We start from the raw sequence: 11,637 nt of genomic DNA on the forward strand, positions 1-11,637 counted from the left end.
TTAATCCTCTTTATTGTAAAGGGCAATCTCTCTGGCCAGCGCCAGCTGCGGATCGCCTATAACCTCGATACGGTCAGGAGCCAGAGGCCAGGCCTGACGGACAGCCTCTTCAATGAGGGATGCCCCTCCCCCGACCAGGAATACCCGGTTAACGTTCCTGAAGGCCGTCAGCTCACTGGTGACGCGCGCGCCCAGGGAAGTGATTGCCTCTGTAATTTTGTTCAGAACATCGTCGATTTTTCCGGCATCGTTGATCACACGCTGCAGATACTGACGATCATTGCGGTTGCGGATGACCGTGTCAGCAATAAGCGCGCTGGTTTCGCTGTCTGCCGCCCGCAGCGCGCCTGCAGCTGCGCGGGTGACCTGTGACACGCCGACAGACGGATTGCCGTGTACCGCACTGATATCGTCAAACTGTCCGACAATCACGCCGGCATCGAGCGTGGTTCCGCCGAGATCGATAATCAGGGTGGTCTCTGCGGGTCCGGGCTTCAGCTCCGCGAGACGGGAGAACGCCGCCGGCAGTGATTCCGGCATCACCTTCACGTCCGTTACGGTAAATGCCCTGCCCTTATTCAAAACCAGCTCACGCATCAGGTTTTCCCGTTTGCGTCGGATATTCTCCTCGTTCCGCTGGCAGTCCCCGTCATAATACTCGCTCAGGGGCAGCGTCACGGTCAGGCTCACCGGCTGCGGCTCAAGTCCGCTGTTCAGCAGCGCATGATGCACGGCCAGCAGGTTGAGATCACCGTACTGATATTCCACGTTTGTTGTCGGGATGGCATCCCGGCTGACGCTGTCCCAGGTGTATTTCAGCGTGCCCACCTGATAGTTGAACGTTGCAGCACTGAATTCCGCCACTTTCCAGCCATGCCGGAAGGAGTTAGCAGAAACCCGGGTCTGCAGCTCGTTTCCTTCAAACCATGCCAGCTTAACATTAGTTGAACCATCATCGCAGTAAATATTCACCATTATGCTCCTTCAATTACACTCAATTTGATACACATTATAAGAGCAAAATGGAAAAATAAAAGCCTTATTTCTCATCATGAGTAACATAAAATAATCAAAATGATATCAATGAGCATTTTGAGTAGCTTAGGTTACTCACTATGTTCATTTCGCAGGCGATCTGGATTATCCTCACGCTGTTAAATATACTGTATGTATAACCAGTATATTTAGACGTCAGGAGGAAAGATGAAACTGCAGCTTTTCAGCACCGGGAAAGAACTCCCGCCACAGGCCCATCCGTTGTTTGCTGACCTGGCCAGCTGCGGTTTTCCCAGCCCTGCCGCTGACTATGTCGAGTCCGACCTGGATCTCCATGATTACTGCATACGGCATCCGAGCGCGACTTACTACCTGCGTGCCAGCGGTGACAGCATGTCCGACGGCAGTCTTTACAACGGCGATCTGCTGGTTGTGGACAGTGCAGAGAAGCCCCGGCACGGCGATATTGTTGTGGCCAGCGTGCAGGGGGAGTTTACGGTTAAACGGCTTCTGCTGACGCCACGACTCACGCTGCAACCCATGAACGCGGCCTGGTCGCCGATTTACCCCGACCCGGACGATCTGGATATCTTTGGCGTCGTCACGCACATCATCCACCGCCCGAGGGAGATGTACTGATGTTTGCCCTGGCCGATGTGAACAGCTTTTATGCCAGCTGCGAACGTGTTTTCCGCCCGGATTTGAAAGGAAAGCCGGTTGTGGTGCTCAGTAATAACGATGGCTGCGTAATCGCAAGAAGTGCCGAGGCGAAGCCCTGGATCAAAATGGGCACGCCGTGGTTTCAGATGAAAAACGAAAGATACCCGGAAAAAATATACGCGTTCTCAAGCAACTATGAACTTTAGTAAGTTAAGTGGAATGCAATATTGAGTGAGTAAACTTTGAGCAGCGATATTGCTGTCAGAGGAGAACACGTTGCTGATTCCACCGGATGAACATGCTCTGTTACTGGCAGAGCGCTGGCTGAAGCTTTTATCAAATCTGGGCCGCGCACAGGCCACGATGACAGCCTACCGTAATGCCCTCCGTCATTACTTTGCATTCTGCAGCCAGAACGGAATTAAACCTGATAAGGCCCGGTTTGAAGATCTGGCCGCCTACATCAGCCCACAGCTACCCGGTATGCAGTTTCCCGCGGCCAGCGCCACACTTCAGCTGCGCCTGTCTGCGATCCGTCTCTGGTATGACTTTCTGATGTACCAGAATCTTTGTCTGATAAATCCGCTGCCCCGCTCCGGCACGCCCGGCATGCTGAATTCCGGCCGGGGACTGGTTCCCCGCGTCATAAAGCTGCCGCGCATTCCTGACGATACGCAGTGGCAGTCTTTTCTCTTTCATGCCGCCGCTTCCCCGCTCCGTGACCGCCTGATGCTGGCATTAAGCTATTACGGCGCGCTGCGGCGATCTGAAATTACATCACTGATTATCGAAGACATCGATTTTGCACACCGGCTTATCCGTATCCGTGCAGAAACCACTAAAAGCAGGCGTGAACGCATCGTCTGTTACAGCCAGGCCGTTGCTCCCGTGCTTGCGGCCCATCTTATGCAGATGAAGCAGAATGGAATCAGCAGAGGTGCGCTGTTCCGTTCTGAGTCCGATCGTAATCAGGGGATGCCGCTCTCATTCTGGACCTGGAGCAAAACGGTACGGAACTGGGCACTGGGTTCAGGGTTACCTGACATCTCAACCCATACCTTCCGGCATCTTCGGCTGACGCATCTGGCCCGCGCGGGCTGGAAGCTGCACGAGCTGGCCACCTATGCGGGACATCGCGATCCGGGTACCACCCAGATTTACATTCACCTTTCCGGACGCGATCTTGCCGCCAGGATGGCGGGCGCGATTGAAACGGCAGATCTCAGAATGGCAAACCTTATTTTCAGCGCGGAGAAATAACATGAGCCCACACAAACCGACTGAAAGCAGCTGGCGCCCCTTCGACATGACGGAATACCGGCTTGGAACGTCGCTGACTGCCGCTGAACAGACGGCGCTGGCAAGCTCCCATAGCCGGTCCGGATTATTACGGATGAGGCCTGCACCGGATCTCATCAGGCCGCTGACGGATATTGCCTCCGGAAGCGGATGCGGCAGCAAAATTACCGGGCTGGTGATAGCCTGGTTGCTGCGCGAAATGCACGCAACCGGTACGCCATGCTGGTGCTGGCCGCAGGTACGCTGGCAGACACTCTGCAGGGAAGTCCGGGAGGGCCGTCCGCTAATGGCCGCCTTTGCCTGGCATCTGGCAGGATTTCATGAACCGCTCAGCCTCCCCGATATACGCAAACCCGCCCTCTATGCCTCTGCCATCTTTGGCCAGGCTATTTATCATCAGGAGCTGCACCGGCTGACGAACACGCTGACGTCGCTGGGTTATGCGCCGACCAGTCAGAAAAATCACATATCCGGCATACTGGCCACGCTGATGATTAAGAACAGGGATCCCCGGCTGGAGACGTTTACACCGGAACTGCTGTGGCAGGTCCAGTCCGGCACGAAAGCAGGGACTTCCCGTTTTGTCGGGCGGGTTTCACACGGCCTCGCCGCGCTGGGTATTATCAGCGCCCCGGTAAGGATGCGAAACTACACGCAGTGGTACGAGAAGCCAGTGGAAGAAATCGATCCAGCCTGGGTGCACTGGTGCCGGCGCTGGCGGGCAACGTCGGTGCTCAGGCCGCGCACCCGTGAAAACCAGTACAGCTTTATTCTGCGCTGCGGCCTCTGGCTGGCAAAGGAACATCCGCAGGTGCGTGAACCGGCAGACTGGAGCATGGAAACCTGCGCCAGCTTCATTGCGGCAGTAGGCCGGATGAACGTGGATGAACTTCAGCTGGGCACGGAAAGGGGCACGCGGAAATCGGCGCGCTCCGGCGAGCCCATGATGCCGCATTCCAGGGCGCATTTTATCTATTCACTGCGCCGGTTTATGATTGATTACGAAAACTGGGGCTGGGGACGACTGCGCTTCAGCCCTTCACGTCATCTTTCCACGCCGGATACGCCCCTTTTCCGTCGCGGCGTCAATCCCAGGGTAATCGACGATCCGGTCTGGCTGAAGCTCATCTGGGCAAGCCTCAATTTACGTCAGGAAGACCTGCTCACCGAAATACATTACCCGCTTGCCATGCTGCAGGCGATGGCCGTTATCTGGACCCATGCCGGGCTGAGAAAGAGCGAGCTCCTCCGGCTGACCACCGGGTGCATCGCGGCGCAGTCGGACGATATTGTGAAAGAGGATGACAGTATCATCCCGGCTGGCACCTTGTGCTGGCTGAATATACCAGCCGGGAAGACCTCAAAAGCCTTCGTGAAGCCGGTCGCGGCCGTGGTGAAAAAATACGTCGACATCTGGCTGGATGAACGCCCGGCAGAGCAGGCTATGCTCGCCGACGAGCGAACCGGTGAGAAAGTCCGGCTTCTGTTCCAGTACCGCGGTAAGCCCGCCGGGGGCGACATCCTCAACCGGACGGTGATCCCGATGCTGTGCGCACGCGCGGGCGTCCCTGCAGAAGACAGCGGCGGAACCGTCACCAGCCATCGGGGGCGGGCATCCGCAGTGACCGCGCTGGCGAGCGTTCCACAGGGCATGTCGCTGTATGAACTGATGCAGTGGACGGGGCACTCAACGCCTCAGTCCACCATGCATTATCTGCGTATTCGCCCGACTCAGCTGGCCGCCTCGTTCGTCAAAGCAGACCGTGTCGCTCACATGATAAGCGTGCTGATTGACCATGATCCGGAAGCCGCCAGCCTGACCGGACCTGCGACATACTATGATTTGGGCGATTCGTACTGCACGAATCCCTTCTGGAGTAGCTGTCAGCACCGGATGGCCTGCATCGGTTGCGATTTTAATCTGCTCAAACAGAGCGCTCGCGGACTGGTACTGGAAAGCAAGGCCTCTGTCAGACGTTATCTTGAGGAAGTTCCGCTCACACCCGATGAGAGGACCATCGTTGAACAGGACGCAGAGAAAATTGAGCAGGCTCTTCAAAAATTGGCGCTTAAACCTGAAGGCTAAACGGTCCGTTTTGTGCCAGAAGCGGACATTTACGTATGAGGTAAGCATTCTGTCACCATGAGTTTTCCAGATTCATTTTCATCCTTGCGCAAGATGTGATGTATGGTTTGAACCTGGTAAGCTGATTTTCGACTGAATGTGATTTTGCTAACATGAAACGCCATTGCGTTTGTGAGAGGTAACAGTGATTCACTTAAGACAGGCTCAGCACAGTGATGCCGATGCAATAGCACATCTACACACCGCCGGATGGAGAGATACCTACACGAAAGTGATGTCTGCGGATTTCCTTGAAAATCAGGCGCAGAAAGATCGACTTTCACACTGGCGCTCAGCACTGAATCAGAGCAATGAAAGCGAAACAGTGTTTGTAGCTGAATATGATGGAAAGGTTGAAGGCTTCATATGTATTAAGCTCCACTATGACGCGCAGTGGGGCTGTTATATAGACAGCCTGCATGTAAGCTCTTCACTACGTGGTCACGGTGTAGGAAAACAACTTCTCTGTCGCGCAGCCGAATGGGTCAAGAGCAGGGATGATGAGTCACCGCTCTATTTATGGGTGTTTGAAGATAACACCCAGGCAACAGCTTTTTATCAGCGCCTCGGGGGCACCATTGTGGAGAGAACATTATCCGATATGCCTTCATCAGATCATGCCCCGGTATTCAGAATCAGCTGGAAAAATGCCGGTCAGCTTTTGGTATCTGCTTGCTGAAAAATTAGCCAATGCCTTTTCTCTCTAAAATCGACACCGCTTTCGGCCTGCTTACCGATTACCTGTTCAGTTAGTGTAAGGAACGAACGGGCAATTTTATGTCTTGATCGGTTCCCGTTAACCCCAACACGGCTGTGTAAGTAAAATTTCCACCTGCTGTGAACACCCCAAACGGCCGCTCCTCGCTCATAGCGGACCTTGCCACTACCGCATGACGCCACGTCGTCTGCTGCCTCAGAGCGCTGACATGCTGTCGCTGTGGGTACAGCTGTTTGGCTCCGCGCAGCTGGCAAAAGTGCGGGCGGCAGTTGAGGCGGGTACTGTGCTCGGCAGCGGCGCTTCCCCGGTCATCATGGGTGTGCTGATTGATCATCACGTCACTCTCCGGATACAGGCACTGATATGCCTGGCCTTCATACTCGCTGCCAGTCTGATTGCACCCGCGTTAAAAAGACAGCGCCAGGATATAAACTGCTGCTGAAAGCTCCTCCTGACAGGCCAGGACCAAATTGACTTTACTGTTGATAACTGATGCTGCTTACAACCAACCAATGGATTTTGGCTTTACTTTCTTCAGAGATGCATCGTCCACTTGCCAGCGCACTAACGCTCATTAATACTGTTTTTATAACCAGTATTAATGAGGCAGTTTTATGCGCTATTCACCCAGCCTGTTGCAATACACGTCGGACATCCTGATAACTGAGTCCACGTTTCTAATCCAGCTTGGGAATTTGGACTTAATTTCACAATGCATACAGCAGCCTCGGCTGTCCAAAGTGCCGTATGGCTCTTTAACAACACGCATGTTTGTTTGAGGTAGTTATGCCTATGTTTGGACTTGCTGACGTCAACTCGTTTTATGCCAGCTGCGAAGCGCTTTTCCGCCCGGATTTGCGCGGTAAACCTGTTGTGGTACTCAGTAATAATGACGGTTGTGTTATCGCCCGCAGTGCCGGTGCTAAAGCGCTGGGCATAAAAATGGGTGCGCCCTGGTTCCAGATAAAGAATCAACCCTATCCCGAAAAGGTCTTTATTTTCAGTTCGAACTACGGGCTTTACCATAATCTCAGCCAGCGTGTAATGACTGCGCTGGAAGAGCTGACGCCCCGCGTCGAGCAGTACAGTATTGATGAGATGTTTCTCGATCTGACCGGTATTGACGGATGCGAAGACTTTGAACATTTTGGGCGACGGCTACGCACTCACGTACTTAACACGACCGGACTTACAGTGGGCGTGGGTATGGGACCAACTAAAACGCTCGCAAAATCCGCACAGTGGGCAAGTAAGGAGTGGAAGCAGTTCCGGGGAGTTCTGGCGCTGACGGCAGGTAACCCTAAAAGAACCGCTACTCTCTTAGGAAATCAGCCTGTGGAGGAAGTCTGGGGGGTGGGACGCCGCATAGGCAAACGTCTCAATCTAATGGGTATTCGCAATGCCCTGCAGTTGGCTCACGCCCACCCAACCCTTATACGGAAAAACTTTAACGTGGTGCTGGAGCGAACCGTACGTGAGCTGAATGGCGAATCCTGTATACCGATCGAGGAACTGCCACCGGCCAAACAGCAGATTTGCTGCTCCAGGTCGTTTGGCGAGCGTATCACCACAAAGATGGCAATGCAGCAGGCACTGTGCCAGTACGCGACGCGTGCGGCAGAGAAGCTCAGGATCGAACGGCAGTTCTGCAGGCGCATCAGCGTCTTTATCCGGACGTCGCCGCACGCCGTGAACGAAGTGTTTTATGGCAATACCATCGATGAGAAGCTCCCGCTGCCCACTCAGGACACTCGAGACATCATAGAGGTGGCCATGCGAAGCCTAGACCGTATCTGGCTTGATGACCGGCGTTATATGAAGGCTGGCATCATGCTTGATGACTTTACGCCAAATGGCGTCAGCCAGCTAAATCTATTTGATGATACTCAGCCACGAAAGAACAGTGCGCAGCTGATGAAAGTGCTCGACGGAATCAATCAGTCCGGGCTGGGAACCGTGTGGTTCGCCGGACAGGGAATTAATACTGAGTGGAAGATGAAGCGTGAGATGCTCAGCCCGTCGTGGACGACACGCTGGTCTGATATCCCAGTTGCGCGCGTACTCTAATCAGCCAAAGGTACCGAGTCTGTCGTTGTATTTGTATTCCACATAAATGCCTCGATGTCAGCGCGAGTGATGAGCTGCCTGGAGGAACTGGCCCCCAGGGTGGAACAGTATTCGATTGACGAGATGTTCCTCGACCTGACCGGCGTGGAGCACTGCATGGACCTGGAGGACTTCGGCCGACAGCTGCGCCAGCACGTGTATGACTGTACCCGTCTGACCATCGGAGTGGGCGCCGGATCGACGAAAACCCTTGCAAAATCAGCCCAGTGGGCCTCAAAGGAGTGGAAACAGTTTCGTGGTGTGCTCGCCCTGACCCGGGGAAATCCACAGCGAACGCGGAAACTGCTTTCACTGCAGCCGGTCGAAGAGATCTGGGGCGTGGGAAACCGTATTGCACGCAAGCTCAATGTTCTGGGCATCAAAACCGCGCTCGATCTGGCCCTGACGAACCCGGCCTTTATCCGGAAAAACTTCTCCGTCGTTCTCGAGCGAACAGTACGCGAACTGAACGGGGAAAGCTGCATGTCGCTTGAGGAAGCCCCGCCAGTGAAACAGCAGATCGTCTGCAGCCGCAGTTTTGGAGAGAAAATCACGGAGTACGATTCGCTGCGGCAGGCTGTCTGTCAGTACGCAGAGAGGGCCTCAGAAAAGCTGCGGAAAGAGCGCCAGTATTGCCGGCATATCTCCGTATTCATCAAAACGTCCCCGTTCGCCGTTAAAGAGCCTTACTATGGCAACGTGGCTACCGAGAAACTGCTTACCCCTACTCAGGATACCCGGGACATCATTGCGGCTGCCACAACGGCTCTGGAGCGTATCTGGAAGGATGGCCACCGATATGCCAAGGCCGGTGTGATGCTGAATGACTTTACCGGCTCCGGTGTGTCGCAGCTGCAGCTGTTCGACGAACGTCCGCCACGTCCTCACAGCGCTGAGCTGATGAAGGTTCTCGACGGTATTAATCATTCCGGTCTGGGACAGGTCTGGTTTGCCGGGCGAGGGATTGCGCCTGCATGGCAAATGAAACGCGACATGCTCTCCCCTGCGTACACCACCCGCTGGAAAGATATCCCCATAGCAAGGATCAGTTAAATTTCGCTTTTCAGAGAGAGCCAGTAGTGCTCGCCGCAGCCGAACGGCAGGGCGAAGCCCGCGAGTGAGCGAGGAAGCACCAGGGAACTGCACGGATAATTTCTGCTTACGCTCGGTGTTAAATGGATACCCCACTCTGCTTTATCCACTTATCCACGGGCATATTTTTATAAAGTCTTTTTTAATTCTTTTTTCTTTATTTGAATAGCCACGGGTTTAACAGACACCTTGGAGTCATTTAAGATGACTAAAGAGAGGTGCCCATGAGCGGTAAGCGTTATCCAGAAGAGTTTAAAATCGAAGCAGTCAAACAGGTTTTTGATCGTGGCCATTCTGTTTCCAGCGTTGCAACACGTCTGGATATCACCACCCACAGCCTTTATGCATGGATAAAAAAGTACGGTCCGGATTCTTCCACTAATAAAGAACAGTCAGATGCTCAGGCCGAGATCCGCCGGCTCCAGAAAGAGCTGAAGCGGGTTACTGACGAACGGGACATATTAAAAAAAGTCGCTGTAGATTCAATCTGTCAACGCAACACCCCTTTCAATTATCTCTTTCGGTGTTTTGAACTTCAGTGTCTTTCTCGGTCTGCTGTTTAGCTGAGCTGCAACCTGATCCAGCTCATGCTGAGTATATTGGGCAAGGCATGTCTTTTTGGGAAAGTATTGTCGAATTAGCCCATTAGTGTTCTCGTTTTTTCCCCGCTGCCAGGGACTCTGAGGATCGCAGAAGTAAACTTTAACTCCGGTGCTGCCAGTAAATTCCAGATGCCTGGCCAGCTCCATTCCTCTGTCCCATGTCAGTGATCGTCGGAGTTCAGGCGGCAAGCTCAGGAATTTGTCGGTAAGAGCCTGATTCACTGAGAAAGAATCTTTGCCCCTGAGTCTAAGGATGATCGTATAACGTGATTTTCGGTCTACAAGTGTGGCTATATGCGAGTTTTTTGTGCCTGATATTAAATCACCTTCCCAGTGCCCCAGAGAGCGTCTGTTATCGATATGCCGGGAGCGTTCGTGAATTGGCGTTCCGTTCACTATGTTGATCGTACCTCTTTCACCTTTGCGGGTATGGCGTCTGCCATGACGAAGGCTATGCGACCGGCGCAGATGCTGTACATTCAGGTGGTGTAGCGCTTCACGGCTACGAAAGTACAGCGTTTTATAAATTGTCTCAGGTGATATTCGCAGTGTTTTTTGGCGCACCTTCGTTCGCCTTAACCATCCTGATATTTGCTCTGGAGACCACTTCATCTCCAGCTTTTCCAGGACAAGCTCTCGCAACGGTAAATTCTGATCCAGTAAGCACGGTTTTGGTCTTTTCGCCATCCTGTTGGCCCGGTTATTAGCATCAACAGCTTTGTAATAGCGCCTGCCCCGATTACGCTGAACTTCACGTGAGATCGTCGAAGGACTACGATTCAGCGCAGTCGCTATAGCACGAATGCTCATTTTGGCTGACAAACCGGCTCGTATTTCCTCGCGCTCAGGCAGCGTCAGGTGAGCTACAGCCCGCTTGCGCTCATTGGGTTTAATGCCACCAGTATCTCTTAACATGGTGAAGATTGTTCCTGGTTTTGAACCCAGGATATTAGCTATTTCACTGAAGCCTTTTCCGTTCTTCCACAGTTCAAAAACAGATGCTTTTTCCTTTGCTGTAAATGTACGTCTCATCCAACAATCCTCCGCAACTACATGTTTTCACATGACTGTTGCGTTGACCAATTGAATCTACAGCGGCGTACTTCGCAAAACTGTCCGACTGAGGTACGCCTTTATCCGTGACAACGCCCGTTGCTGGCCTGTTCGCCTGCTCTGTCGGGTGCTGGATGTTCATCCCAGTGGTTTTTACGCCTGGCTTCAGCAGCCGCATTCACAACGCCATCAGGCAGACCTGAGACTGACAGGACAGATTAAACAGTTCTGGCTGGAATCGGGATGCGTCTATGGTTATCGCAAGATCCATCTGGATCTGCGGGACAGCGGGCAACAGTGCGGAGTCAACAGAGTCTGGCGACTGATGAAACGTGTCGGGATAAAGGCTCAGGTCGGATACCGGAGCCCGCGGGCACGTAAAGGCGAGGCCAGTATCGTGTCGCCCAACAGGCTCCAGCGACAGTTCAATCCGGATGCTCCGGATGAGCGTTGGGTAACCGACATAACCTATATCAGGACCCACGAAGGCTGGCTGTATCTTGCCGTGGTCGTTGATCTGTTCTCACGCAAAATTATCGGCTGGTCCATGCAATCCCGGATGACAAAGGACATTGTCCTGAACGCACTGCTGATGGCTGTATGGCGGCGTAATCCCCAAAAACAGGTGCTGGTCTATTCGGATCAGGGCAGTCAGTACACAACCCATGAGTGGCAGTCGTTCCTGAAATCTCACGGCCTGGAGGGCAGCATGAGCCGTCGCGGTAACTGCCACGATAATGCGGTTGCAGAAAGCTTTTTCCAGTTGTTGAAACGCGAACGGATAAAGAAAAAGATCTACGGAACGCGGGAGGAAGCCCGCAGCGATATTTTTGATTACATCGAAATGTTTTATAACAGTAAGCGTCGGCATGGTTCTAGCGATAAGATGTCACCGACAGAATATGAAAACCAGTATTATCAACGGCTCGGAAGTGTCTAGATTATCCGTGGCGATTCAGTCTTGTTCACACTCACGCCCGTGTTTT

The 11,637-nt window shown here is 53.3% G+C and carries 8 protein-coding genes and 4 pseudogenes; 10 read left to right on the top strand and 2 right to left on the bottom strand.

The features are described from left to right. On the bottom strand, window positions 1–972 hold the full coding sequence (parM, locus tag LA04_RS05535) for a plasmid segregation protein ParM domain-containing protein (protein WP_080472841.1): 972 nt from the start codon (window positions 970–972) through the stop codon (window positions 1–3). A 231-nt stretch (window positions 973–1,203) separates the two neighbouring features. Here parM and umuD point away from each other — a divergent pair, with 231 nt between their 5' ends. The 9 genes and pseudogenes from umuD to LA04_RS05580 form a co-directional block, all read left to right on the top strand. Then, complete coding sequence (umuD, locus tag LA04_RS05540; RefSeq protein WP_029403851.1) at window positions 1,204–1,635, top strand: translesion error-prone DNA polymerase V autoproteolytic subunit; 432 nt, start codon at window positions 1,204–1,206, stop codon at window positions 1,633–1,635. After that, a pseudogene (locus LA04_RS05545) lies at window positions 1,635–1,859 on the top strand (Y-family DNA polymerase); the annotation flags it as partial. The gene umuD and the pseudogene LA04_RS05545, both read left to right, overlap by 1 nt. A 73-nt stretch (window positions 1,860–1,932) precedes the next feature. Continuing rightward, window positions 1,933–2,916: a tyrosine-type recombinase/integrase gene (locus LA04_RS05550; protein WP_047650777.1), complete on the top strand. Its 984-nt coding sequence runs from the start codon at window positions 1,933–1,935 to the stop codon at window positions 2,914–2,916. Window position 2,917: 1 nt separating this feature from the next. Beyond that, complete coding sequence (locus tag LA04_RS05555) at window positions 2,918–5,041, top strand: tyrosine-type recombinase/integrase (protein ID WP_047650778.1); 2,124 nt, start codon at window positions 2,918–2,920, stop codon at window positions 5,039–5,041. 184 nt (window positions 5,042–5,225) lie between these two features. After that, window positions 5,226–5,759, top strand: a complete 534-nt coding sequence (locus tag LA04_RS05560) for a GNAT family N-acetyltransferase (RefSeq protein WP_013025476.1) — start codon at window positions 5,226–5,228, stop codon at window positions 5,757–5,759. 211 nt (window positions 5,760–5,970) lie between these two features. After that, window positions 5,971–6,240, top strand: a complete 270-nt coding sequence (locus LA04_RS05565; RefSeq protein ID WP_047650779.1) for a hypothetical protein — start codon at window positions 5,971–5,973, stop codon at window positions 6,238–6,240. Window positions 6,241–6,590: 350 nt separating this feature from the next. Then, window positions 6,591–7,865 carry a translesion error-prone DNA polymerase V subunit UmuC gene (gene umuC / locus LA04_RS05570; RefSeq protein ID WP_047650780.1) on the top strand — a complete coding sequence of 425 codons (1,275 nt, stop codon included), beginning with the start codon at window positions 6,591–6,593 and terminating at the stop codon, window positions 7,863–7,865. Between the two features lie 21 nt (window positions 7,866–7,886). After that, window positions 7,887–8,957 (top strand): annotated as a pseudogene (umuC, locus tag LA04_RS05575) (translesion error-prone DNA polymerase V subunit UmuC); the annotation flags it as partial. Between the two features lie 263 nt (window positions 8,958–9,220). After that, a pseudogene (locus LA04_RS05580) lies at window positions 9,221–9,466 on the top strand (transposase); the annotation flags it as partial. Window positions 9,467–9,478: 12 nt separating this feature from the next. On the opposite strand, the gene LA04_RS05585 reads toward LA04_RS05580, so the two are convergent. After that, entirely contained in the window at window positions 9,479–10,630 is a 1,152-nt protein-coding gene (locus LA04_RS05585) for an IS30 family transposase (protein WP_047650782.1), read from the bottom strand. A gap of 67 nt (window positions 10,631–10,697) precedes the next feature. On the opposite strand from LA04_RS05585, the pseudogene LA04_RS05595 reads away from it, so the two are divergent. Continuing rightward, window positions 10,698–11,591 (top strand): annotated as a pseudogene (locus LA04_RS05595) (IS3 family transposase); the annotation flags it as partial. Window positions 11,592–11,637 lie beyond the last annotated feature (46 nt).

It is taken from the genome of Enterobacter sp. UCD-UG_FMILLET (assembly GCF_000762975.1).
GTDB lineage: Bacteria > Pseudomonadota > Gammaproteobacteria > Enterobacterales > Enterobacteriaceae > Enterobacter > Enterobacter dykesii.

Bases quoted from the DNA above. Each gene is read 5' to 3' on its own strand.
- umuD (WP_029403851.1), top strand. From the start codon at position 1,204: ATGAAACTGCAGCTTTTCAGCACCGGGAAAGAACTCCCGCCACAGGCC.
- LA04_RS05555 (WP_047650778.1), top strand. From the start codon at position 2,918: ATGAGCCCACACAAACCGACTGAAAGCAGCTGGCGCCCCTTCGACATG.
- LA04_RS05565 (WP_047650779.1), top strand. From the start codon at position 5,971: ATGACGCCACGTCGTCTGCTGCCTCAGAGCGCTGACATGCTGTCGCTG.
- umuC (WP_047650780.1), top strand. From the start codon at position 6,591: ATGTTTGGACTTGCTGACGTCAACTCGTTTTATGCCAGCTGCGAAGCG.
- LA04_RS05585 (WP_047650782.1), bottom strand. From the start codon at position 10,630: ATGAGACGTACATTTACAGCAAAGGAAAAAGCATCTGTTTTTGAACTG.